This is a genomic window from Mesorhizobium qingshengii (assembly GCF_027563465.1).
GTDB classification, from domain to species: Bacteria; Pseudomonadota; Alphaproteobacteria; order Rhizobiales; family Rhizobiaceae; genus Mesorhizobium; species Mesorhizobium qingshengii_A.
Genome location: NZ_JAPFQA010000007.1, coordinates 61,279 through 85,827 on the forward strand (window position 1 = coordinate 61,279; position 24,549 = coordinate 85,827).

A 24,549-nucleotide genomic window follows, 5' to 3' on the forward strand; every position below is an offset into this window, starting at 1 on the left:
GCATATGGAGTGGTTTTGGAGAACCGGCGCGCAACGGACGTTTGGGTCCGAGAGCACCGGAAGCGGAGAAAATCGCGACAGATGTCCGCCGGATTAGAATTATCAAGGTCGACTAAAGCGACTTCGGCAGATACCGCCAGGTCACCAAGCCGCAAACCGCGGCCAGCAGGCCGAGCGTGACGAACACCGAGCCAAGGCCGAAGAAGGCCAGCACCACCGAATAGACCAGCGGCGGCGTCAGCTCGGAAAAGTCGAGATAGGTGCGGTAGACCGCCGCCATCTGCGCCCGCTCGTAGGAGCGCACCGAGCGCATGAAGGCGGTCGAGCCGAGCGCGTCGAGCGCAATGGTGAAGAAGGCGCCGCACAGCAGGAAGGCACCGGTAAGCAGCGGCGCGGTTTCGCCCACCGCGCCCGCCGCCATAAGCATCGCCGACATAGCGAAATAGGCGAATGTCATGGTCTTGCGGCCACCGAAGCGCTTTCCCGCCTTGCCCCAGAAGATAGCCATGAACAACAGTGCATTGCCGGCCGAAACCAGGAGACCACCGGCCAGCTTGCCCTCGCCGGTGATCACCATGAACAGCGGCCCATAGACGAAGAACGTCGTCCAGAAGCAGGAACGGCCGAAGGCGATCAGCCAGGCCAGCCTCAACCTTGGTTGCGCGACGAAGCGGCCGATATTGGCGAGCGGGTTGGCGGGCCGGGTCTTGCCCGGGCGGATCGAGGGGTTGTCGCCAAGCCGGTAGGTCCAGAACAGCGCCAGCAAGGCCATGGCGAACACAGCCACGGCACCATGCGCGGCATAGATGCCGAAGCGCGTGTAAAGGAAGATGCCGAGCGTCGGCCCGCCCGTCCAGGCGAACATCGACCACGCCATGCGCAGCGATTCGGCCTGCATGAAGTCGGTCTTGCGGATGTTGTCCATGATGTAGAGGTTGAGCGTGATCGACAGCGCGCTGGCGCCCATCACGCGGCACAGCATGCCGGCCAGTTGCCCGGCAAGCGTGTGCGTGACGAAGAACAGCGAGCCGATGGCCAGCAGGCACGCACCGGCGGTGTAGACCCAGCGTCTGGCAAAGCGGCGGATCAGCATCGGCATGAACAGCGTCACCGACAGGCCAAGCAGCGCCACGATGGTGTAGAGGATCGAGACGATCTGTTCGTTGTGGAGGATCTCGTACGCCTGGATCGGGATGACGCTCGAGACCGTGGCGCGCGCGAAGGATTCGACGGCATACAGCGAAGCGAAGGTACGCGCATCCGCGGCCTTGAGGGCCGGAAGCCAGATCGGATGGCGCACATGGGTGGACATTGCTTCCCCAAAGCAGAATCGCGGCATCGAATCTGCCGCCGCGATCCATTCCCCGGTAACAGGAAACCGACGCCTTCCCGGTAAAATGCGAAATCGGTCAAAGGCTTTCCGGCACTGGCCTAAAGCCGCGCGTGATCCAGCGTCCATTGCGCCGTCCATGCCGAAGCTCCCGACCTTCTTTTGTCAGGTGCAACCGTGATAGTCGTCTTGCGGGGCTGAATCAGATCGCGAGACCATGAGCATCCATACGCCGACCGCACCCGTCCAGGATCAACCGAAGCGTATCATCGCCATCGACATCGTGCGCGGCATCGCGCTCATCGCCATGGCGAGCTACCATTTCACCTGGGATCTGGAATTCTTCGGCTACACCGATCCTGGCCTGACCGCCTTCGGCTGGTGGAAGATCTACGCGCGCTGCATCGCCTCGACCTTCCTGTTCCTGGTCGGCGTCAGCCTGTACCTCGCCCATGGCCGGCGAATCCGCTGGAACGGCTTCTGGAAGCGTTTCGCCATGGTCGCCGGAGCGGCGGTCGCCATTTCGGTCGTCACCCGCATCGCCACGCCGGACGGTTTCATCTTCTTCGGCATCCTGCACGAAATTGCACTCGCCAGCCTGCTTGGCCTGCTGTTCCTTCGGCTGCCGGCTTTGCTGACGCTTGTCGTTGCCGCTCTCGTCATCGCGGCGCCCGTCTATCTGCGCCTCGAGGCCTTCGACCATCCGTGGCTGTGGTGGGTCGGCCTCTCGGCAACCAGCCCGCGCTCCAATGACTACGTTCCGCTGTTCCCATGGTTCGGCGCGGTGCTCCTCGGCATCGCCGCGGCGAAACTCGCCTCCGCCTCCGGTGTACGGGCGCGCCTGGCGAGCCTCACGCCGGGTCGCTGGGCCAATCCGCTGGTCTTCATCGGCCGGCACAGCCTCGCTTTCTACCTGATCCACCAGCCGCTGCTGATCGGCTCTGTCTGGCTGTTTTCGCAGGTGATGCCGGCCAAGGTCGAAACCCCGCAGGTGAATTTCCTGAAGACCTGCCAGTTGTCGTGCGAGCAGTCGCGCGACACCGAATTCTGTGCGAGCTATTGTGTATGCATGCTCGATACGCTCGAGGGCGAGGCCTCTCTTGATCGGCTCTACAACAACGACCAGACTGCAAACTGGAAGGCGCATCTGTCCGACCTTGCCGGAATGTGCACCGCCAAGACCGAAGACAAGATGACGGAGGGAGGGGCACAATGACCGACAGCCAACCCAAGCCTGGGGTGATCCCTTGGCCGCCGCTGATCTACATCGCCGCCATCGTCATCAGCGTCGCCCTCGGTCTTTTCTATCCCCTGCCCTGGATCGGCGACCTGCTCGGCGACATCCTGTTCGCCGCCGGCTGGGTGGCGCTGTTCGGCGTCGCGGCACTCTGGTTCACCGCGATCCGCACCATGACCCGGGCCAAGACAACGCTCAACCCCAACGCGGTGCCCAATCACCTCGTCACCACAGGTCCCTTCGGCATCACCCGCAATCCGATGTATCTGGCCAACACGCTGCTGTTGATCGGCGTCGGCTTTGTTTCGGGGATCGCATGGTTCCTGCCGTTTGCCTTCATCGCCGCCTTCGCCACGCAGAAGGTCGCGATCGAGGGGGAGGAAAAGATCCTGGCGGCGAAGTTCGGCAAGAAATACCGGGACTACGCCAAACGCGTGCGGCGCTGGATCTGAGGAGCGGCAGGATCAGTCCGAAGCCTTGCCTGGCGCGCCTGCCGTGTCCGGAAGCAGTTTCCGGCCGACATGAAACAGCACCGGGATCAGCAGCACGATGGCCAGGACAATGGCGGGCGCTGTCAAGGCGAAGCCGGTCGCCGAAATATATCCCTCGCGAAATGCCCGATGCAGCAGAGCCGCGGTGACAGGCAGGTTCAGTGCAAGAGCGGTCGCGGTCCCCGGCATATAGCGGCGCGTGACCATTGTGACGAGGAGATGTGGAAAAGCCACGTTGAGCAGCATCGCAAGCGCATAACCCGACAGGACGTAGGCGCCGAAACTCTCCCGTCCCTGCACGGTGGCGAGCAAAGCCGCAACGACAGCAAGAACAACCAGAACGACCACCGCGAACCGGAATTCGTTGGCTCCGACGGGGCGGTGCCAGCGGCCCGACTGCTCGGACCAGGCGGGCAGGAAAACCGCCTCCTCCAGATTGTGGACGGTGACAGCGGCGGCAAACAGCCAGGCGAGAGTGATGAACATGACGTGATCGATCGCCGGTTCAAGCCTTCACGGTTCCTGGCGGCGGGATATCGGAGCAACCGCACCGGTCAGGTGTTGACGCCGAGCTCCACCAGCCGCTCGACGCAGGACTCTTCGGCCTGGTCGAGTTCGGCCAGCGTCTCCTCGAGGTCGCGGCGCTTCTGCCGCAGATCCTCTCGCTTTTCCTCGATCCGCCTGATCATCAGCTTGAGTTGACCGACCTCGCCCGGCGGCTCCTTGTACATCTGGATGATTTCGCGGATCTCGTTGATCGAGAAGCCGAGCCTCTTGCCGCGCATGATCTGGCGGATGAGGTGGCGATCGGATGGGCGAAACAGCCGCGTGCGGCCACGCCGCACCGGCTGCACCAGCCCCTCGTCCTCATAGAAGCGCAGCGTCCGCGTCGACACCTCGAATTCGCGGGTCAGCTCGGTGATCGTATAGTATTCCCGCATTGTCACTCCAAATGCCGGAATCCCGGGCGATCGCAATGCGGCGTTCCCTTCTGTCCCGAACCAAACCCATGACATGCCGGAATCGTCGCAGCACCCCGCGCAAGCCTCGCACGGCATTTACGTAAAAGTCAATTGACGGCGCGACGCATGCTTCAGGACACCCCGAACCACCACGTGGCAATGCCAAGGAAGGCGAAGAAGCCGACGACATCGGTGACCGTGGTGACGAAGACCGCCGAGGCGACCGCCGGGTCGATCTTGAAACGGTCAAGCAGCAGCGGGATCAGAATGCCGGCCAAGGCGGCCGCGAACATGTTGATGATCATCGCCGCGGCAATGATGCCGCCCAGATTGTTGTCGTGGAACCAGGTCGCGGCGACGATGCCGATCAGGATGGCGAACACGATACCGTTGATGAAACCGACGCCCATCTCGCGGCGGATGATGCGGCCGGCATTGTAGATATCGAGATCCTTCGTCGCCAGCGCGCGCACCGTCACCGTCATCGTCTGCGAGCCGGCATTGCCGCCCATGCCGGCCACGATCGGCATCAGCACCGCCAGCGCCACGATATGCTCGATCGTGCGGTCGAACAGGCCGATCACCGAAGCCGCCAGGAAGGCGGTCAGAAGATTGACCAGCAGCCAGGGAACGCGCGAACGCGAGGTCGAAAAAATACTGTCGGAAAGCTCTTCGTCGCCGACACCGCCCATGCGCAGGAGGTCTTCTTCCGCTTCCTGCTGGATGACGTCGACGACGTCGTCGATGGTCAGCACGCCAACCAGCCGCTCGTTCTCGTCGACGACGGCGGCCGACAACAGGTCATATTGCTCGAATTCCCGCGCCGCCTCTTCCTGGTCCATGGTGGCCGGAATGGCGTGCCGCGTCTCATGCATGACCTCCTCGACCTTGACCGCGCGCTTGGTGCGCAGGATCTGGTCGAGGTCGATGGCGCCGAGCAGCTTGAAGGTCGGATCGATGACGAAGATCTGGCTGAAGCGCTCAGGCAAGTTCCTGTCCTCGCGCATGTAGTCGATGGTCTGGCCGATCGTCCAGAACGGCGGCACCGCGACGAATTCGGTCTGCATGCGCCGCCCGGCCGTCTCTTCCGGATAGTCGAGCGAGCGGCGCAGCCTGATCCGCTCGGTGAACGGCAGTTGAGACAGGATCTCGTCCTGGTCTTCCTTTTCGAGGTCTTCGAGAATGTAGACGGCGTCGTCGGAATCGAGATCCTGCACCGCCTGCGCGATCTGCGCGTTGGGCAGGTTGTCGACGATCTCCATGCGGATCGCCTCGTCGACCTCGGTCAGCGAGGAGAAATCGAAGTCGGCGCCCAACAACTCAACCAGCAGGCGGCGCTGTTCGGGATGCAGCGCCTCGAGCAGGTCGCCAAGCTCCGACTGGTGCAGATCGTCGACTTCATGCTTGAGCGTGAGCGTGTCGCGATCGGCGATCGCCGCGCCGATCTGGGCCAGGAAGGACGAAAGGACGACGCCGTCCTCGCCATAGATGTCGGCGTGGTGCTCGTCGGCGGCCCTGGCGCCGGTCGTCCGTTCGTCCTGGCCTTCTTCCACCAGCGCCTCCCGCCTTCGCGATCCCGGAAAAGGTGCCTCTGAGGTCTAAAGCATCGGACTCAAAAGTGGAAACCGGTTTGGGGAAAATCCGATGCTCAAAAAGAAAGCTGCGAAACGCGCGGGAATATCAAACGGGGTGAGCCCCGCCCCATTGAGCCGGAGGCTGACACAGATCGGAGTCTGGGAAGAGAGAATGGTGCGGTCGAGAAGACTCGAACTTCCACGGGTTGCCCCACAGCGACCTCAACGCTGCGCGTCTACCAATTCCGCCACGACCGCACGTGGTAGGAGCCGGAACCGACCGGCTCGCGGCGTGTAGCAAATCGTTTCCGGCGAAACAAGTGCACGGCAAGCAATAATCTCCAGCGATTGGCATAACACTCCACAGGATTGGAAAACACGGCCGGAACTGGACGTTTCGGCCTGATATCGCCATATGGTGGGCAAATGCATATCGCCCAGAAGTGCAAGGCGGTTTTGGGGTACGATATGCATAAGCAAAAAGCGACACGCCATGCCAGAACGCAGCCAGATCGCCACGTCGTTCCTGCCGTTGCCCGGTTCAGCGCCGGTCGAATGGCGCATCGAGCCTGGCCTGACCGCCTATCCCGATGCGCTCGCCTTCATGGAGGCTCGCGCCGAGGCGATCCGAAGCGGCACCGCCGGCGAAATGGTCTGGCTGGTCGAGCACCCACCGCTCTACACCGCCGGCACCAGCGCCCGCATCGAGGACCTGATCGACGCCAACCGCTTCCCGGTGTTCGCGGCGGGGCGCGGCGGCGAATACACCTACCATGGGCCGGGCCAGCGGGTCGCCTATGTCATGCTCGACCTGAAAAGCCGGCGCGAGGATGTCCGCGCCTTTGTCGCCGCGCTCGAACAGTGGATCATCGGCACGCTCGCCGCCTTCAACGTGCGCGGGGAGCGCCGCGAAGACCGCGTCGGCGTCTGGGTGGTGCGGCCGGATCGCCCTGCCCTGCCGGACGGCTCGCCGGCCGAGGACAAGATCGCCGCCATCGGCATCAGGCTGCGGCGCTGGGTGAGTTTTCATGGCATCGCCATCAATGTCGAACCCGATCTCGACCATTTCGGCGGAATCGTGCCCTGTGGCGTGCAGGACCACGGCGTCACCAGCCTCGTCGACCTCGGCCTTCCCCTGACAATGGCCGATCTCGACCTGGCGCTGAAATCCGCCTTCGAGGACGTCTTCGGTCCCGCCACGGCTTCGCATCTGGAAGTGGCCCGCAAGGCCGGTTGACGCTTCCGGTCCGGGGCTGATCAGGTCAACTGCGCCGACGCCCACAAGACGCCATAGCCATGGATGGCGAATACCGCCAGCAGCGCTGCCGCCATGGCGAGGCGATCGATGGTGCGGATTGGCTTCAGCTCGTGGCGCGGCTTTACCCCGCTGCCCACGGTCAACAGGCTGAGGATTGAAAAGATCGCTCCGGCCGCGAGCAGAAAGCCAGAGGAGAAGCCGGCCTGCCGGCCAAGCACCAGGAAGGCCGAGAGCAGGAAGAAAGAGGCCAGCGCCAGCACGATCGGCCCCGGGCAGATCTGGCGCAGCACCTGGCCGCCGTCGAACTTCCAGACCGGCACAAGATTGCCGATGTTGAACAACGCGACGCAGCCAGCCAGCGTTGCCAGCAGCATCGCCGCCAGCCGATGTCCTTCCGCGCCGGCCAAGGTACTGGCGGCGATGACGACCGGCACCAGGAAGGCGGAAAAGCCGGCGCCCATCAACGCCACGAAGGCCACCTCGAACCGGCTGTCATAGGGCCGGCCGCCAATGGCGATGCCACCGAGCAGCGGGATGAAGATCATCCGCGCCTTGCTGTGCCCCATCAGGCGAAACGCCGCCATGTGGCCGAGCTCGTGCAAGGCCACGACCGACGTCAGGATCGCGGCCAGAGCCAGCCCGCCGAGGTGAAGGCCGAAGAATGGCCACAGAATCAGTGCCGAAAGACCCGCGAAGCCGACCTGGCTCAGCGGATGCTCGAACCAGCCGCCCTTGCGATACTGTCCGGTCCTGGCCCAGCGCTGCAGCTTGCCGAGTTCGCGGCGCATGGCGAAATAGCGAAACACCAGGAAGGCAACGCCACGATAGCGATCGGTCTGCCTGAACGTCACCCGCGTGCTGCCGCCCTCGGAAACGAGTTCGACGCTTTCGCGGTAGTTCGCCCAGAACGAGGCATCGAGCGCCGTGTCCTCGATGACGCGCATTGAGAAATGGCTGCCCTCGACAACCTCCTCGAACTGCGACCTGCGCTCGATCGGCTCGCCGTCGCGGCCTTCCCAGGACAGCACGATGCGGGCCAGGCCCTTCCCATCCAACGCCTCGGCGGAAAGGATCTCGCCGGACCAGCCGGCATCGCTGCCCAGCGGCCACAGCGCCTGCCAGAGGCTGTGACGGTCCATCGCAACCAGGCGGCTCAGCCTGACCGTGCGCAAACCAAGCGGCACGGTCATCAAAAGAAAGATCAACCCGAGATTGCTGGCCACGAGGATGGCCGTAACGATGGGCGGCACGTGAGATTGCTCCTTGCCTTAGCAGGGATACCCTAACGTCACGGCGGGCAAGAAAAGCTTAACGGCGGAGCGGTCTTTGCCTGCCCGAGCAGTTCATCGTTTCACGGAAACGCGGAACTGCTTTGTCCCTTTGTTCTGGCTCAATTGCCAACGGAAAGCGCTATGCGCTTTTTCCGGGAAAACCGTTTCACACATTTCCTGGAATTGCGCGGCAACAGCGGCGGCTGATGCCTTCAGCTCACATGGCTCCGATCCAGATCGCCATGGAAATGAGAAAGGTGCTCATGCAGACCAGCGAGACGACATCCTGAACCAGATCGGTCATAACTCTCTCCTGTTGTTGATATGTTCTCAATTTGTTCTAATTTTGTGCTATTGTCAACGACCAGAATCCGACCGCATCCGGAATTTCCAGCGATCAGATCGGCAGGGTTAAGGAAAGGTTGACGAGCGTGCGGCGAGCAAATGGTGGAGTGCAGGCACGCTCTGGTGGCGGACTATCGGTGAGCCCGCCAGGCTATGGCGAGACTGAAGATCAGCCCGAGCCGAGAGGCACCACCTTGCCGTCGGCGAGCGTGACGCGCCGGTCCATGCGCGCTGCCAGTTCGTGATTGTGGGTGGCGATCAGCGCGGCGAGGCCCGATTGCCTGACCAGTGCGCCCAGCGCATCGAACACATAGGAGGCGGTGACCGGGTCGAGATTGCCTGTCGGCTCGTCCGCCAGCAGCACCAGCGGCGCGTTGGCAACCGCACGCGCGATGGCAACGCGTTGCTGCTCACCACCGGAGAGTTCGGATGGCCGGTGCGACGCGCGCTTGCCGATCTGCATGTAGTCGAGCAGCTGCGCCGCGCGCTCTGCCGCCTCCTTGCGCGGCAGCCCCTTGATGAGCTGCGGCATCATGATGTTTTCCAGCGCCGTGAACTCCGGCAGCAGGTGATGGAACTGGTAGACGAAGCCGACATCGTTGCGACGGATCGACGTGCGTTCGTCGTCGGAGAGCCGTCCGCAGGCACGACCGGCCAGAATCACGTCGCCGGCGTCGGGGCGCTCCAGCAGGCCCGCGGTGTGCAGCAGCGTCGACTTGCCGCTACCGGACGGCGCCACCAGCGCCACCATCTCGCCGCGCTTCAGCGAGAAATCGGCGCCGTTGAGAATGGTGAGCTTGCGCGGACCCTGGACGTAGTGCCGCTCAACGCTCTTCAACTCGATAATGGCCTCGGCCATCATTCATACCTCAAGGCTTCGACGGGATCGAGCCGGGCGGCCCGCCACGCGGGAAACACCGTTGCCAGGAAAGACAACCCGAGCGCCATGATGACGACGTAGGTGGTCTCGCGTGGATCCATCTTCGCCGGTAACTGGCTGAGGAAGTAAAGCTCTGGGTTGAACAGCACCTTGCCGGTCATCCAGGAGAAGAACTGGCGGATCGATTCGATGTTGGTGCAGATGACGATGCCTAGCAGGACGCCGGCGAGCGTACCGGTCACGCCGATCGCAGCCCCCGTCATCAGGAAGATGCGCAGGATGGCCCCTCGGGTAGCGCCCATGGTGCGCAGGATGGCGATGTCGTGCCCCTTGTCCTTCACTAGCATGATCAGGCCGGAGATGATGTTGAGCGCCGCCACCAGCACGATCAGCGTCAGGATCATGAACATGACGTTGCGCTCGACCTGCAGGGCGGAAAAGAAGGTCTCGTTGCGTTGGCGCCAGTCGACGAGGTCGATCGGCCGCTGCGCGGCCTCCTCCACCTTCGGCTTCAGCGCGTCGACGTTGTCGGGATTGTCGACATAGATCTCGATCGTCTGCGCCCGGCCGTCCATGTTGAAATAGAGCTGCGCTTCCGAAAACGGCATGTAGACGATCGAACTGTCATACTCCGACATGCCGACTTCGAAGATCGCGGTGATCGGATAGCCCTTCATGCGCGGCGTCGTGCCGAGCGGCGTCACGTCGCCGTCGGGCGATATCAAGGTGATGGTGTCGCCGAGCGCCAGGCCGAGATTCTCGGCCATGCGCTTGCCGATGGCGACGCCCTCGCCCGTATCGAAACCGGCGATCGAGCCCTGCTTGATGTTGCCGGCGACGATGGCGATTTTGCCCAGATCCTCGCCGCGTATGCCGCGCACCAGCGCGCCGGTGCCGCCACCGACATTGCCTTGCGCCAGCACCTGGCCGTCGATCAGCGGGATGGCGTATTTGACGCCGGGCACGCCGTTGATGCGGCCGGCGACCTGCGCAAAGTCCTCGAGCGGCGAATCGAGCGGCTGCACGATCAGATGGCCGTTGACGCCGAGGATGCGCGTCAACAGCTCCGCCCTGAAGCCATTCATCACCGCCATGACCACGATCAGCGTGGCGACCCCCAGCATGATGCCGAGGAAGGAGATCGAGGCGATCACCGAAATCACCGTCTCCTTGCGCCGTGAGCGCAGATAGCGCCATGCAACCATGCGCTCGAAGATGGAAAAGGGTCCGGCGCCCGCCGATCTTGCCGCCACCGCCTCGCTCATGCGGCGGCACCGAAGCGCTTTTTCGCGGCGGCGACCGGCAGCGTCTCGCGCTCGCCGGTCTTGCGATTCTTGATCTCGATCTCGCCGGCGGCGACGCCGCGCGGGCCGACAATCACTTGCCATGGCAGGCCGATCAGATCGGCGGTGGCGAACTTGCCGCCAGGCCGTTGGTCGGTGTCGTCGTAGAGCACGTCCTTGCCGGCGGCGACGAAAGCGGCATGCAGTTCATCGCAGACGCGGTCGCACTCGGCATCGCCCGCCTTCATGTTGATCAGCCCGATGTCGAACGGCGCCACCGCTTCCGGCCAGATGATGCCGTTGTCGTCATGGCTGGCTTCGATGATCGCCGCCACCAGCCGCGACGGCCCGATGCCGTAGGAGCCCCCGGAAACGAAATGATCCTTGCCGTCGGGTCCGGTCACCTTGGCTCCCATCGGCTTGGAATATTTGTCGCCGAAATGGAAGATATGGCCGACCTCGATGCCGCGCGCCGAAACCTTGTCGTTTTCGCCGATCTCTTCCCAGGCCGCCTCGTCATGCATCTCGTCGGTGGCGGCGTAGGGCGTCGTCCACGTCTTGACGATGTCGCCGATCTCGGCGTCGTTGGCGAAGTCGGTATTCTCGCCGGGCACATCGAGCGAAAGATAGTCGCGATGGCAGAAGACCTGACTCTCGCCAGTGTCGGCGAGAATGATGAATTCGTGGCTGAGATCGCCGCCGATCGGCCCCGTGTCGGCCCGCATCGGAATCGCCTGCAGCCCCATGCGCGTAAAAGTCCTGAGATAGGACACGAACATGCGGTTATAGGCCGCCTTTGCGCCCTCGAAGTCGAGATCGAAGGAATAGGCGTCCTTCATCAGGAATTCTCTGCTGCGCATGACGCCGAAGCGCGGCCGCACTTCGTCGCGGAACTTCCACTGGATGTGGTAGAGATTGAGCGGCAGGTCCTTGTAGGATTTCACGTAGGCGCGGACGATCTCGGTGACCACTTCCTCATTGGTCGGACCGTAAAGCATGTCGCGGTCCTGGCGATCCTTGATGCGCAGCATCTCCTTGCCATAGTCGTCATAGCGACCGCTTTCGCGCCACAGATCGGCCGATTGAATGGTCGGCATCAGGATTTCCAGCGCACCGGCGCGGTCCTGCTCCTCGCGGATGATGCGGCAGACCTTGTCCAGCACCCGCTTGCCGAGCGGCAGCCACGAAAAACTGCCTTGCCCCTGCTGGCGGATCATGCCGGCGCGAAGCATCAACCGGTGCGAGACAATTTCGGCCTCTCGCGGATTTTCTTTGAGGATAGGCAGGAAATAGCGCGACAAACGCATGGACTGTTCCGTGAGAGAGTATGGCCCCGCCGGAATCGGCGCGACGCAGGCTGCTTGCCCCGGCTTCATAGCCATTTCATGACGGAATGGAAACCCGGCGAAGGCGGCACATCGATGCCTTCGCGCCCGCAATCGTCCGGTTCCTGGATCTTGTCGCGCCGGCTTGCTTGCGCTGACAAGCCGTGGGAGTCTGTCAGTTGCGGGTGGATTGGGTCATTGCGGTTTTACCTGGCAGTCATCCTAGCGATCTTTTTCGTCTCGGCGGCCCACGCCGAGCGGCGGGTCGCGCTCATTCTGGCGGCCGACGACTACCGGAATGTGCGTCCACTGAAGAACGCGGTAAACGACAGCCGAACGATCGAATCCGCGCTGAAAAAGCTCGGCTTCGACGTCACCACCGAAGCGAACCGTGACTTGAAGCGTATGCGCCGGGCGCTGGAGGACTTTCGCGACGATGCGGCCGGCGCGGATGTCGCGCTGATCTATTTCTCCGGTCATGGCGTCGAGATCGCGGGCGACAACCGGCTTCTGCCGGTCGATGCCGATCCGTCTTCGCTGGATCGATTGAAGGCCACAACCCTTCTGCTTGAAGAGGTGCGTGAGACAGTGACTGCGGTCGGCAAGATCGGCCTCGTGGTGCTCGATGCGTGCCGCAACGATCCTTTCGGCCAATCTGGGGGCAGCGAATCCGGCGACAGCAAATCTGGCGAAGGGCGCGGCGTGGTGTCCATCGCGCCGGAGGTGAAAGGCGAGGCCAAGCCGGGGCTCGGACGCATGGGCCGGGCGGAAAACGTGCTGTTCGCCTTCTCCGCGGCGCCCGGACAGACGGCGTCTGACGGCGCATCCGGCAACTCCGAATTTTCCGCCGCATTGGCCAGGTTCCTGCCCACGGACGGGCTGGAAATACGATCCGTGCTGACGCTGGTGCAGCAACAGGTCTACGACCTGTCGCGCGGCAAACAGCTTCCCTATGTAGAGAGCGGCTTGCCTCAGCTTTTCTTCGCCGCACAGGCCAGCAAGGACGCCCTGCCCGAGCGCGACCGGCTACTGCTCGCCATGGCCGACGTCACGCCGGACTTGCGCGTCGAGGTCGAGGCCGTGGCGGCCAAGGCCGACATGCCGCTAGCGCCGCTATACGCCGCGCTTATCACCTCCGGCGGCAAGGCGATGGCGCCAAGGCAGCGCCAGCAGAAACTCCAGGAAGCGGCCGACGCTTTCACGAAGGTCCGGACCGATTTGCGCAACTTCGCCTCCTCCGATCCGCAGGTGACGGCGCTGCGCCAACAGGCCGAAGCGCAATTGGCGCTTGGCTCATTCGACGAGGCACGTGCGCTGCTTGGCAAGGCGGCGGATATCGACGGCAAGTCGCGCGACGATCTGAAAACCCGTTTCATCGAGCGTACGCTGTCGGAGGCAACGACGCATTATCTCGCTGGCGGCGCGTCGCAGGCGCAATTGCGTTACGACCTCGCCATCGAGGACTACCGCAAGGCCGTGGCGCTCTACGCCGATGTCGAGGGTTTCCACATACCGGACGACGCCCGCTACCAGCAGACACTGTCATGGGAACTGATCGGCACGCTGGAAACGACCGTCGGCCATTTGCAGGAAGCCGGCAAGGCATACGATTCCATGGTCCGATCCGCTGAGAAACGCGCGGCTGCCGAGCCTGACAAGATCGACCACCAGCGCGATCTTGTCGTGGCACAGAACAAGGTCGCCGACGTCAAGAAGACGATGGGAGATAGCGCCGGCGCGATCGCGCTTTACGAGCAGGCGCTCGCCACAATGAAGGCTATCGTCGAAAAGCAGCCTACGCTTGGCTATCTGCGCGACTACGCCGTCTGCTTCAACCGTATCGGCGACGCCATGCGGATTTCGGGCGACGGACCCGGCGCGCTGGCGAACTACCGTTCGGCGCTCAAGGTCGCCGAATTCCTGGTGGAGAAAGCGACGGATGATGATGGCTTTCGGCGCGACCTTTCCGTCAGCCATTCGAAGGTCGGATTGGCGCTCAGGCTGACGAACGATCTGCAAAGCTCGATCGCCGAATATGACGTGTCCTTGCAGATCACCGAGGCGCTGGCGAAGAAGACCCCAGACGACGCGGAATTGCAGCGCGACATAAGCGTCAGCCTCAACGCAATCGGAGACCTGCAGCGGCTGACCGGGCACAACGAAAAGGCTTTCGAGCTCTACCAGCGCAGCGTCGAGATCGGGCGCAAGCTGGTGTCGCGGGACCCTGGAAACACATTGTGGCGGCGTGACCTCGAGCTTGCGCTGGGCAAGGTGGCCGACGCCCGAAACGAGGCCGGCGACCTCGATGGTGCACTCGCCAACCATCGCTCCGCGCAGGCCATCGCGGACTATCTGGCCGAACTCGACCCCGACAATGCCGAATGGCAGCGCGACCTCGCGGTCGGCCACAACCGCATCGGCGACGCGCTGATGAGCAAGGGGGCCAAAGTGGACGCGGCGGCGGAATACCAGGCCGGTTTCGCCATCGCCAACGCGCAGTTGCAAGCCGACCCGGGCAATGCACAGCGCACGGTCGATGCCGCCTACAGCCGCTATAAGCTGGCAGTAGCTGGCGTTGATCCGTCGACAAATCTCAAGGCCGCGCTGGCCATGCTGACCGGCCTGAAATCGCAGGGACGCCTGCCGGGTGCCAACGAAGGCTGGATCGGCATGATCGAGAAAGCGATGGCTGGGGCTGGCTTCGCAAAGTAGGTTCCAGCCGACTGTGAGACAGAGCCCAACCTCTTCGGGTTCGGCGCTCCAGTTCTTTACGCGCGCCAATTCAGGAAGGGTTAAAAGCTCCGCCGATCCTATTGGTCGTTTCCCAAGCAACGCCTGCCGCACTATTGTGCAGTGCAGCACGAGAATGCCCGTTTCAAGGCAAAATTCTTCGTGACATTTTCATTCGCGTTAGGCTAATGTGCCCGGATAACCGAGAGGGTAGAGAAAAATCTGCTCTCCTACGCGGTCAAAGTCTTGGGAGGATGCGATCTAGGCGCGGTTACTCGCTGCCGCCGGAAACCGGAAACAGATCGGACGCGTTTAAATTGCAAGGCCTCGTGCCTTGCATTTTTTTTGTGCAATCACCTGCTTAGCGCAACGAGTTGCCAAACCGCTTTACCCTGCGTCAGCGCCCGTCGAACCGGAAGAACGGTACGGCGCCTCAAAGCGAAGCCCTCGGCTCCACCATACAGAAATGCAGTCGTCAGACGGTCTATTTTGCTGGAGTCTGGCCGAAGTCCGGCACGATGTGCGGGATGTCGTTGAGGCTGTATCCCAGCCCATGCGTCAGGCCGTAGAAAATGCCCATCAGAACCGCCGTGGCGATGGTGGTGCGCACCACGGCGCGCAGCATATGGGGGCCGCGCGGCGCGCTTGGAACCGTGCCCAGCGTCACGTCATGATCGTCATCCTGCGTCCTCATGCTGAACGGCAGCACGGCAAACAGCACCACCCACCAGGTCGCGAAGAACAGCGCGGTGAACGAAACCCAGCTCATGATTGCTCCAGTTCGATCAGCGTGCCGAAGAAATCCTTCGGGTGCAGGAACAACACCGGCTTGCCATGGGCGCCGGTCTTCGGATTTCCGTCGCCCAGCACGCGGGCGCCGGAAGCCTTGAGCTGGTCGCGCGCGGCCAGGATATCGGCGACCTCGTAGCAAAGATGATGCATGCCGCCGGAAGGGTTCTTGTCGAGGAAGGTGGCGATCGGCGAGCCCTCGCCCAACGGCTCGAGAAGTTCGATCTTGGTGTTGCCGACATTGACGAAAACCACCGTGACGCCATGCTCCGGCAGCGCCTGCGGCTCGGTCACTTCGGCGCCGAGCGTGTTGCGATAGGCGGCAACCGCCGCGGCCAGGTCCGGCACGGCAAGCGCGACATGATTCAGGCGTCCGAGCATAGGGTGCTCCGTCGAAAGTCAGGGGAGGAGCAGGGCCTGCTCCCCTATTCCTCACCTGGTGACGAACACCGTCACCAGTGGTTTCTTGCCCCAGGCTTCGTTGGCCGCACCGCGCACCGCGCGCCGTACGGCTTCTTGCACGAGGTCGAGGTCTTTTCGGCGCTGACGGGGGATCGAGTCCACCGCGCCGATTGCCGCATCGATCATCAGGTCCTCGAGCGTCTCGCCACCGGCGTCGGCCTCGGCAACGCCAATGGCCACCAGATCGGGATCGCCGGCGAGCTCGTACTTCTCGTCAAGCACGACATTGACCGCGACGTGGCCGGCAAAGGAGAGCTTGCGCCGGTCGCGAATGCCCATCGCCTGGTCGGTGCCGATCAGCCTGCCGTCCTTGTAGATGCGGCCGAACGGCACCTGGTCGATGATGGTGGCAGGGCCAGGGGCAAGCCTCAGCATGTCGCCGTCGCGCACTTGCGCCACCTGGCCTATGCCTGAGGTCGACATCAGCGACCCCTGCGCCACCAGATGCGCCGCTTCGCCATGCACCGGCACGCCGATCCGTGGCCGCACCCACTCATACATCTTGCGCAATTCGCTGCGGCGCGGATGGCCGGAGACATGCACCAATGCGTCGCCATCCTCGATGATCTTGATGCCGAGATCGATCAGGCGGTTCTTGATCTCGAGGATCGCCTTCTCGTTGCCGGGAATGGTGCGCGAGGAAAACACCACCGTGTCGCCAGCCGTCAGCGACACCGATTTCATCTCGTCGCGTGACAGCTTGGCAAGGGCCGCCAGCGGCTCGCCCTGGCTGCCGGTGCAGATGATGACGAGGTTTTCGCGCGGGATGAAGCCGAAATCCTCTTCGGCGATGAACTCCGGCAAGCCGTCCATGTAGCCGAGTTCGTCGGCCACATCGATGACTCGCTTCAGCGAGCGGCCAAGCACCAGGCACTGGCGGCCAGCATCGCGCGCCGCCTTGGCAATGGAGACGATGCGCCCGACATTGGAGGAGAATGTGGTGACGGCGACGCGGCCCTTGGCGGCCTGGATGACACCCTTGAGGCCTTCGCCGACGGCCACTTCCGAAGGCGACTCGCCTTCCCTCATCGCATTGGTCGAATCGCAGATCAGGGCAAGGACGCCCTTGTCGCCATAGGCGCGGAAGCGCGCCTCGTCGGTCTTCGGGCCGATCGTCGGTTCCGGATCGATCTTCCAGTCGCCGGTGTGGATGACAGTGCCGGCAGGCGTGGTGATCGCCAGCGACATCGGCTCAGGGATCGAGTGCGCGACAGGAATGGCTTCGATCTCGAAGGGGCCGACAGTGAATTTCTCCCCTGCCCGATAGATCGTCAGCGGGATCTTCGGCGCGCCCTGCTCGCCCTGGCGCTTGGCTTCCAGCAAGCCGGCGCTGAACGGCGTCATCCACACCGGCGCCTTCAGCTTCGGCCAGGTGTCGAGCAGCGCGCCATAGTGGTCTTCGTGCGCATGGGTGATGATGATGCCGCGCAGATTGGCGAGATTCTCTTCGATGAAACGCGTGTCGGGCAGCACCAGATCGACGCCAGGCAGGCTGGCATCAGGAAAGGTGACGCCGACATCGATGACGATCCACTCGCGCGCGCTCGGCGGGCCGTAGCCGTAGAGAGCGAAGTTCATACCGATCTCGCCGACGCCGCCGAGCGGCACGAAGACGAGTTCGGCGTTTTCCGCTTTCGCCATGATTTTTCCCTTCCTGGCCCTCAGGCCAAGCCCGTTAGATCCGGGCAGACGCGACCGCGCCAAAATGCACGTCGCCGGCGGCGATCGTCAGAACCGAACCTTCATCGTCGCGGATCACGAAACGGCAGTCCTCGTCAATGGTTTCAAACACCCCACGCACCACATTACCGTCAATTCTGACGGCAACCTCGCCGCCGAGCCCCGCCGCACGAGCCAGCCAGCGTCGTCTTACAGCGGCAAGTCCGCGCCCCTCATCCCACAGCCGGGCATTCTCGCTCCAGGCATCCGACAGCGCCAGGAACAGCGTTTCGGCGTCGCATGTCGCGCCCAATGCACTGAGCGAAGTCGCCGGATACGGCAAATCCTCGGGATAAGCCACCACATTGACGCCGATGCCAACCGCAACCGCGAAGCGGCCGCCTTCCAGTATCGCCGATTCCAGCAGGATGCCGGCCAGCTTGGCGCCCGAGGCAAGCACGTCATTCGGCCATTTCAGCTCGAAACGGTTTTTGCCCGCGCCTGCACCGTCGAGGCCAATGGCGATCCGGCCCTTCGGTACGACGGCGTCGAGTGCATCGGCAAGCGCCAGGCCGGCGACAAAGCCGAGCGTCGCGGCAAGGCGAAGCTCGGCATTGGTGATGACAAGCAGCGTCGCCGCCAGATTGCCTTCGGGCGTCGCCCACACACGGCCGCGGCGGCCGCGCCCGCTTTCCTGCCTCTTGGAAACGACCCACAATTTGCCCGGGTCGCCTGCCCGGGCGTGATCCAGCGCCAGCGCATTGGTGGAGCCGACGCTGTCATGCGCCTCGAGCCGGAACCCTTCCGACGCCGAGGTTGGGGCCAGCCGAAATGCCATGCCGGCTAGAAAAAGGTCTTGGCGGCGGCTTCGGCATAGGTGCCGATCGGACCGCCGATCAGCACGTAGAACAGCACGAAGGCGCCGGAGACGCCGAGCACGAGGCGCAGTTCACTGGCCATCGGCACGAAACCGCCGACCGGTTCGTCGAACCACATGATCTTGATGATGCGCAGATAGTAGTAGGCGCCCACCACCGAGGCCAGCACGCCAATGATCGCCAGCGCGTAGAGGTTGGCATTGATGGCGGCGAGGAACACGTACCATTTCCCCCAGAAGCCGGCGAGCGGCGGAATGCCGGCCAGCGAGAACATCAGGATGGTGAGGATCGTCGCCATGATCGGATTGGTCGACGACAGGCCGGCCAGATCGCTGATCTGCTCGACATTGCCTTCCTTGCGCCGCATGGCGAGGATGAAGGCGAAAGTGCCGAGCGTCATCACCAGGTAGATCAGCATGTAGATGGCAACGCCACGCACGCCGGCCTGGCTGTTGGCGGCAAGACCGACCAGCGCGTAGCCCATATGGCCGATGGAGGAATAGGCCATCAGCCGCTTGATGTTGGTCTGGCCGATGGCGGCGAAAGCGCCGAGCGCCATCGAGGCGATGGAGATGAAGACGATGATCTGCTGCCAGTCGGCGGCGATCGGCTTGAACGCGCCCATGGTGACGCGCACGATCAGCGCCATCGCCGCCATCTTGGGTGCCGCCGCCAGGAAGGCCGTTACCGGCGTCGGCGCGCCCTCATAGACGTCGGGCGTCCACATATGGAACGGCACCGCCGAGATCTTGAAGGCAAGGCCGGCCAGCACGAAGACGAGGCCGAAGACAAGACCAAGCTGGCGCTCGCCGCTGCCCAGCGCCGTGGCGATCTCTTGGAAACCGGTGTTGCCGGTGTAACCATAGACCAGGCTGATGCCATAGAGCAGCATGCCCGACGACAGCGCGCCGAGAACGAAGTACTTCAGGCCGGCCTCGGTCGAACGCAGATTGTCGCGGTTGATCGCCGCCAGCACATAGATTGCCAGCGATTGCAGTTCGAGGCCGAGATAGAGCCCGATCATGCCGTTGGCCGAGATCATCAGCATCATGCCGAGCGTGCAGAGCAGGATCAGCACCGGGTATTCGAACTTGTCGAAATGCTCCGACTTGGCAAAGCGCATCGACATGACCAGCGTCACAGCCGAACCGATCAGCGCCAGCACCTTCATGAAACGGGCGAAGGAATCCTGGATGAAGGCGTTGCCATAGGCGCTGCCCTGCCCCGTGTAAAAGATCAGCCAGGCGCCAGCGATCACCAGCACGGCGACGGCAAGGCCGGTCACGGTGTTGGCGGTGTTGGCGCGCGAATAGGCACCGACCATCAGCAGCGCCAGCGCGCCGATGGCAAGGATCAGCTCTGGCGTCGAAAGCGACAGGCTGGAGAGAAGGTCCGGCGTCATGGTTCGCAAAACCCCTGGTCAGTTCGCCGCCGCGGTCTGCGCGGCGCCGATGGATGCAGTGACATTGGTGACGAGCGACTTGACCGATTCGGCCGTCGCGTCGAAGACCGGTGCGGGATAGACGCCGAAGAAGATGACCAGCACGACCAGCGGATAGATGATGACCTTCTCGCGCGTCGACAGGTCGAGCAGGCCCTTCAGGCTGTCCTTGGTCAACGCGCCGAAGATCACCCGGCGATAGAGCCACAACGCGTAGGCGGCCGACAGGATGACGCCGGTGGCGGCGAAGAACGCCACCCAGGTGTTGACCCGGAACACGCCGAGCATGGTCAGGAACTCGCCGATGAAGCCGCTGGTGCCGGGCAGACCGACATTGGCCATGGTGAAGATCAGGAACACGGTGGCGTATTTCGGCATGTTGTTGACCAGGCCGCCATAGGCGGCGATCTCACGCGTGTGCATGCGGTCATAGATGACGCCGACGCACAGGAACAGCGCGCCGGAGACGAGGCCGTGGCTGAGCATCTGGAAGATGGCGCCCTGCACGCCTTCCTGGTTCATGGCGAAGATGCCCATGGTGACGAAGCCCATATGGGCCACCGACGAATAGGCGATCAGCTTCTTCATGTCCTCCTGCATCAGCGCCACCAGCGAGGTGTAGATGATGGCGACGACCGACAGCGCGAAGACCAGCGGCGCGAACATTTCGGACGCCAGCGGGAACATCGGCAGCGAGAAGCGCAGGAAGCCGTACCCTCCCATCTTCAAGAGGATGGCGGCCAGAATGACCGAACCGGCCGTCGGCGCCTCGACGTGCGCGTCCGGCAGCCAGGTGTGCACCGGCCACATCGGCATCTTCACCGCGAAGGAGGCGAAGAAGGCGAGCCACAGCCATGTCTGCATGTTGGCCGGGAAGTTGTGCGTCAGAAGCGTCGGGATATCCGTCGTTCCGGACTGATAGAACATCGCCATGATGGCGAGCAGCATCAGCACCGAACCGGCCAGCGTATAGAGGAAGAACTTGAACGAGGCATAGACGCGCCGCTTGCCGCCCCAGACGCCGATGATGATGAACATCGGGATCAGGCCGGCTTCGAAGAAGACGTAGAACAGCACGATATCCAGCGCGCAGAACACGCCGATCATCAGCGTCTCGAGCAGCAGGAAGGCGATCATGTAGGCCTTGACGCGCTTCTCGATCGATTCCCACGACGCCAGGATGCAGAGCGGCATCAGGAACGTCGTCAGGATGACGAACAGCATGGAAATGCCGTCGACGCCCATGTGGTAGGAGATGCCGGAGTCGAGCCAGGCGACCTTCTCGACGAACTGGAAGCCGGGCTGCGAATTGTCGAAGCCGGTCCAGATGAACAGCGAGATGATGAAGGTGAACGTCGTCGTCAACAGCGCGATGGCGCGGATGTTGCGGCGCGCGTTTTCGCTGTCATCGTTGATGAACAGGATGAGCAGCACACCAACCAACGGCAGGAAGGTGACCAGCGAGAGGATTGGCCAGGCGGTCATCAGAGCATCATCCAGGTGACGAGTGCGGCAACGCCGATCAGCATGGCGAAGGCATAGTGGTAAAGGTAGCCGGTCTGCAGCTTGACGACGCGGTTGGTGACATCGACGACACGTGCCGAAATGCCATCCGGACCAAGACCGTCAATGACGGTGCCATCGCCGGTCTTCCACAGGAAATGGCCGAGGCGCTTTGCGGGCCGCACGAACAGGAAGTCGTAGAGCTCGTCGAAATACCATTTGTTGAGCAGGAAGGCGTAGAGCCCGCGATGCTGCGCGGCGAGGTTCACCGGCATTTCCGGCGAGCGGATGTAGAACTTCCAGGCCAGCGCGAAGCCGATCAGCATGGCGATGAAGGGCGACAGCTCGACCCACAGCGGCAGTTCGTGGATCTCGTGCAGGATGTGGTTGTCCGGCAGCGTGAACAGCGACGCCTTCCAGAACTCGGCATAGCCCTCGCCGATGAAGGCGCCGTGGAAGATGATGCCGGCAAACAGCGCGCCGGCGGCCAGGATGAACAGCGGCACCAGCATCACCGGCGGCGATTCGTGGACATGGTGCATCACCTCGTGGCTTGCCCGCGGCTTGCCGTGGAAGGTCATGAAGATCAGCCGCCAGGAGTAGAAGGAGGTGAAACAGGCGGCGATGACCAGGGCCACGAAGGCGAGGCCGGCAACCGAATTGTGGCCGGCAAAGGCGCTCCCGATGATGGCATCCTTGGAGAAGAAGCCGGCGGTGCCGATGACCGTCACCGGAATGCCGACGCCGGTCAGCGCCAGCGTGCCGATCACCATCATCCAGTAGGTGGTCGGGATCAGCTTCCGCAGGCCGCCCATCTTGCGCATGTCCTGCTCGTCGGAGACGGCATGGATCACCGAGCCCGAGCCGAGGAACAGCAGCGCCTTGAAGAAGGCATGCGTGAACAGGTGGAAGATCGCCGCGCCATAGGCGCCGACGCCGAGCGCGACGAACATGTAGCCGAGCTGCGAGCAGGTCGAATAGGCGATGACGCGCTTGATGTCGTTCTGGACGAGACCGACGGTCGCCGCGAAGAAGGCGGTGAAGGCGCCGATGAAGGTCACGACCGTCAGCGCCGAATGCGACAGCTCGAACAGCGGCGACAGGCGCGCCAGCATGAACACGCCAGCCGTCACCATGGTGGCGGCATGGATCAGCGCGGACACCGGCGTCGGGCCCTCCATGGCGTCCGGCAGCCAGGTGTGCAGCGGCACCTGCGCCGACTTGCCCATCGCGCCCATGAACAGCAGCAGGCAGACGACGGTCATTGCCGCCTGCTTGTCCAGCGCATGGCCGAGGAAGGTCAGCACGGCAGCACCCTGCGGGGCGCCTTCGGCGGGGATGAACGTCGCCGCATTGGCGAAGATGGTGCCGAGATTGACCGAGCCGAACAGCACGAACAGGCCGAATATGCCGAGCGCGAAGCCGAAATCGCCGACGCGGTTGACGACGAAGGCCTTGATGGCGGCGGCGTTGGCCGACGGCTTCTTGTACCAGAAACCAATCAGCAGGTAAGAAGCGAGGCCCACCCCTTCCCAGCCGAAGAACATCTGCACCAGATTGTCGGCCGTCACCAGCATCAGCATGGCGAAGGTGAACAGCGACAGATAGGCGAAGAAGCGCGGCCGGTTCGGATCGTGGTGCATGTAGCCGATCGAATAGATGTGAACCAGCGCCGACACGGTGTTGACCACCACCAGCATCACCACCGTCAGCGTGTCGATCCTCAGCGCCCAGGATGCTTCGAGCCCGCCGGACTGGATCCAGCGCAGCACCGGTACGGTGAACACCTCGCCATGGCCGAAGCCGACGCTGAAGAAGGCGATCCACGACAGCACCGCCGCGATCACCAGGAAACCGGAGGTGATGTATTCGGACGCCTTGGCGCCGAGCGACGTGCCGAACAGGCCGACGATCAGGAAGCCGAGCAGTGGAAGGAAGACGATGGCCTGGTACATGGTGGTTCCGTCAACCCTTCATCATGTTCACGTCTTCGACCGCGATCGAGCCGCGGTTGCGGAAGAAGACGACGAGAATGGCAAGTCCGATGGCAGCCTCGGCGGCCGCGACCGTCAGCACGAACAGCGCGAACACCTGGCCGACCAGATCGCCGAGCGAGGCCGAGAAGGCGACGAAGTTGATGTTGACCGCAAGCAGGATCAGCTCGATCGACATCAGGATGACGATGACGTTCTTGCGGTTAAGGAAGATGCCGAACACGCCGAGCGTGAACAGGATCGCCGATACGGTCAGATAATGCGCGATGCCGACAACCATCTCAGAGTCCCTCGCCCGTCTTGACCTTGCGGATTTCCATGCCGGTCGCCGGCGTGCGGCCGACCTGGGCTGCGATCGACTGCCGCTTGACCCCTTCCTTGTGGCGCAGCGTCAGCACGATGGCGCCGATCATGGCGACCAGCAGGATGAGGCCCGAAATCTGGAAGTAGTAGAGGTAGTCCGTATAGAGGATGTCGCCGAGTGCGGCCGTGTTCGAACGCGTAGCGAGATCCGGGATGGGTTTCGAGACCGTCGAGGCAAGCTGCGGCGCGAATGTGTAGCCGCCGAGCACGATGATCAGTTCCGCCGCCAGGATCAGCCCCACCAGCGCACCGACCGGCGCGTATTGCAGGGCGCCGCTCTTCAGTTCGGCGAAATCGACGTCGAGCATCATGACGACGAACAGGAACAGCACCATCACCGCGCCGACATAGACGACGAGCAGGATCATCGCCAGGAACTCGGCGCCCGTCAGCATGAACAGGCCGGCGGCGTTGAAGAAGGTCAGGATCAGGAACAGCACCGAATGCACGGGGTTGCGCGACGAAATGACCATGAACGCCGACGCCACCGCGATAAAGGCGAAGAGGTAGAAAAAGGCCGCCTCTAGTCCACTCAACATGGGGTTCCCCCGGGTTCCTGTCCGAACATGACGCTCGCGTCCTGCCCGATCTTGCTTGCCGCCGCCTCCGGTCGGCAAGTTTCGTTGTGTCCTAGCCCATGTTCCGATCGGGTTGAAAGACCCGATCGACAGAAACATGGGCCACTGTGAATTCCGGAGGATGATCTGGTCCGAAAAGTCTGCAACTTTCGGGATCATCCTCTGGACGAGGCCCCTCGCCCCGTCCATGCGTCAA

The 24,549-nt window shown here is 63.1% G+C and carries 21 protein-coding genes and 1 tRNA gene; 4 read left to right on the forward strand and 18 right to left on the reverse strand.

Annotated features, from left to right (window positions below; translation table 11 throughout):
- Positions 1 to 112 precede the first annotated feature (112 nt).
- Positions 113 to 1,312, reverse strand: coding sequence for an MFS transporter (locus OOJ09_RS17230; RefSeq protein WP_269906325.1), 1,200 nt, complete (start codon positions 1,310 to 1,312; stop codon positions 113 to 115).
- A gap of 235 nt (positions 1,313 to 1,547) precedes the next feature.
- On the opposite strand from OOJ09_RS17230, the gene OOJ09_RS17235 reads away from it, so the two are divergent.
- Positions 1,548 to 2,546: a heparan-alpha-glucosaminide N-acetyltransferase gene (locus OOJ09_RS17235; protein WP_269906326.1), complete on the forward strand. Its 999-nt coding sequence runs from the start codon at positions 1,548 to 1,550 to the stop codon at positions 2,544 to 2,546.
- Positions 2,543 to 3,019 (forward strand): methyltransferase family protein, encoded by a 477-nt coding sequence (locus OOJ09_RS17240; RefSeq protein ID WP_269906327.1) that lies wholly within the window; start codon positions 2,543 to 2,545, stop codon positions 3,017 to 3,019. The genes OOJ09_RS17235 and OOJ09_RS17240 overlap by 4 nt, the downstream gene beginning before the upstream one ends.
- A gap of 12 nt (positions 3,020 to 3,031) precedes the next feature.
- Here OOJ09_RS17240 and OOJ09_RS17245 read toward each other — a convergent pair whose 3' ends face one another.
- From OOJ09_RS17245 to OOJ09_RS17260, 4 genes are all read right to left on the reverse strand, one after another.
- Complete coding sequence (locus tag OOJ09_RS17245; RefSeq protein WP_269906328.1) at positions 3,032 to 3,544, reverse strand: HXXEE domain-containing protein; 513 nt, start codon at positions 3,542 to 3,544, stop codon at positions 3,032 to 3,034.
- 68 nt (positions 3,545 to 3,612) lie between these two features.
- Positions 3,613 to 3,999, reverse strand: coding sequence for a MerR family transcriptional regulator (locus OOJ09_RS17250; RefSeq protein ID WP_269906329.1), 387 nt, complete (start codon positions 3,997 to 3,999; stop codon positions 3,613 to 3,615).
- Between the two features lie 152 nt (positions 4,000 to 4,151).
- Complete coding sequence (gene mgtE, locus OOJ09_RS17255) at positions 4,152 to 5,573, reverse strand: magnesium transporter (RefSeq protein WP_269906330.1); 1,422 nt, start codon at positions 5,571 to 5,573, stop codon at positions 4,152 to 4,154.
- 194 nt (positions 5,574 to 5,767) lie between these two features.
- Positions 5,768 to 5,852 (reverse strand) — tRNA-Leu (locus tag OOJ09_RS17260).
- Positions 5,853 to 6,087: 235 nt separating this feature from the next.
- Here OOJ09_RS17260 and lipB point away from each other — a divergent pair.
- Positions 6,088 to 6,831 (forward strand): lipoyl(octanoyl) transferase LipB, encoded by a 744-nt coding sequence (lipB, locus tag OOJ09_RS17265; protein ID WP_269906331.1) that lies wholly within the window; start codon positions 6,088 to 6,090, stop codon positions 6,829 to 6,831.
- A 20-nt stretch (positions 6,832 to 6,851) separates the two neighbouring features.
- Here lipB and OOJ09_RS17270 read toward each other — a convergent pair whose 3' ends face one another.
- The 4 genes from OOJ09_RS17270 to proS form a co-directional block, all read right to left on the reverse strand.
- The gene (locus OOJ09_RS17270; RefSeq protein WP_269906332.1) at positions 6,852 to 8,102 is read right to left on the reverse strand and encodes a site-2 protease family protein; all 1,251 of its coding nucleotides are present in this window, start codon (positions 8,100 to 8,102) and stop codon (positions 6,852 to 6,854) included.
- A 535-nt stretch (positions 8,103 to 8,637) separates the two neighbouring features.
- Complete coding sequence (locus tag OOJ09_RS17275) at positions 8,638 to 9,330, reverse strand: ABC transporter ATP-binding protein (protein ID WP_269906333.1); 693 nt, start codon at positions 9,328 to 9,330, stop codon at positions 8,638 to 8,640.
- Positions 9,327 to 10,613 (reverse strand): lipoprotein-releasing ABC transporter permease subunit, encoded by a 1,287-nt coding sequence (locus OOJ09_RS17280; protein WP_269906334.1) that lies wholly within the window; start codon positions 10,611 to 10,613, stop codon positions 9,327 to 9,329. Before OOJ09_RS17280 ends, OOJ09_RS17275 begins: the two co-directional genes overlap by 4 nt.
- Positions 10,610 to 11,938, reverse strand: a complete 1,329-nt coding sequence (gene proS / locus OOJ09_RS17285) for a proline--tRNA ligase (RefSeq protein WP_269906335.1) — start codon at positions 11,936 to 11,938, stop codon at positions 10,610 to 10,612. The genes OOJ09_RS17280 and proS overlap by 4 nt, the downstream gene beginning before the upstream one ends.
- Before the next feature lie 216 nt (positions 11,939 to 12,154).
- Here proS and OOJ09_RS17290 point away from each other — a divergent pair, with 216 nt between their 5' ends.
- The gene (locus OOJ09_RS17290; RefSeq protein ID WP_269906336.1) at positions 12,155 to 14,668 is read left to right on the forward strand and encodes a caspase family protein; all 2,514 of its coding nucleotides are present in this window, start codon (positions 12,155 to 12,157) and stop codon (positions 14,666 to 14,668) included.
- A gap of 502 nt (positions 14,669 to 15,170) precedes the next feature.
- Here OOJ09_RS17290 and OOJ09_RS17295 read toward each other — a convergent pair.
- Genes OOJ09_RS17295 through OOJ09_RS17335 form a run of 9 tightly spaced genes read right to left on the reverse strand, consistent with a single transcriptional unit; the run spans position 15,171 to position 24,314 of the window.
- The gene (locus OOJ09_RS17295) at positions 15,171 to 15,455 is read right to left on the reverse strand and encodes a DUF1467 family protein (protein WP_269906337.1); all 285 of its coding nucleotides are present in this window, start codon (positions 15,453 to 15,455) and stop codon (positions 15,171 to 15,173) included.
- Positions 15,452 to 15,856, reverse strand: coding sequence for a methylmalonyl-CoA epimerase (gene mce, locus OOJ09_RS17300; protein ID WP_269906338.1), 405 nt, complete (start codon positions 15,854 to 15,856; stop codon positions 15,452 to 15,454). The genes OOJ09_RS17295 and mce overlap by 4 nt, the downstream gene beginning before the upstream one ends.
- 51 nt (positions 15,857 to 15,907) lie before the next feature.
- Positions 15,908 to 17,578: a ribonuclease J gene (locus OOJ09_RS17305; protein WP_269906339.1), complete on the reverse strand. Its 1,671-nt coding sequence runs from the start codon at positions 17,576 to 17,578 to the stop codon at positions 15,908 to 15,910.
- Positions 17,579 to 17,612: 34 nt separating this feature from the next.
- Positions 17,613 to 18,434 (reverse strand): biotin--[acetyl-CoA-carboxylase] ligase, encoded by an 822-nt coding sequence (locus OOJ09_RS17310; RefSeq protein ID WP_269906340.1) that lies wholly within the window; start codon positions 18,432 to 18,434, stop codon positions 17,613 to 17,615.
- Between the two features lie 5 nt (positions 18,435 to 18,439).
- Positions 18,440 to 19,876, reverse strand: coding sequence for an NADH-quinone oxidoreductase subunit NuoN (gene nuoN, locus OOJ09_RS17315; RefSeq protein WP_269906341.1), 1,437 nt, complete (start codon positions 19,874 to 19,876; stop codon positions 18,440 to 18,442).
- An 18-nt stretch (positions 19,877 to 19,894) separates the two neighbouring features.
- Positions 19,895 to 21,400 carry an NADH-quinone oxidoreductase subunit M gene (locus OOJ09_RS17320; RefSeq protein ID WP_269906342.1) on the reverse strand — a complete coding sequence of 502 codons (1,506 nt, stop codon included), beginning with the start codon at positions 21,398 to 21,400 and terminating at the stop codon, positions 19,895 to 19,897.
- Complete coding sequence (nuoL, locus tag OOJ09_RS17325) at positions 21,400 to 23,373, reverse strand: NADH-quinone oxidoreductase subunit L (RefSeq protein WP_269906343.1); 1,974 nt, start codon at positions 23,371 to 23,373, stop codon at positions 21,400 to 21,402. Before nuoL ends, OOJ09_RS17320 begins: the two co-directional genes overlap by 1 nt.
- A gap of 10 nt (positions 23,374 to 23,383) precedes the next feature.
- Entirely contained in the window at positions 23,384 to 23,692 is a 309-nt protein-coding gene (gene nuoK / locus OOJ09_RS17330; protein WP_091575549.1) for an NADH-quinone oxidoreductase subunit NuoK, read from the reverse strand.
- A gap of 1 nt (position 23,693) precedes the next feature.
- Positions 23,694 to 24,314, reverse strand: a complete 621-nt coding sequence (locus OOJ09_RS17335) for an NADH-quinone oxidoreductase subunit J (RefSeq protein WP_269906344.1) — start codon at positions 24,312 to 24,314, stop codon at positions 23,694 to 23,696.
- Between the last annotated feature and the right edge of the window lie 235 nt (positions 24,315 to 24,549).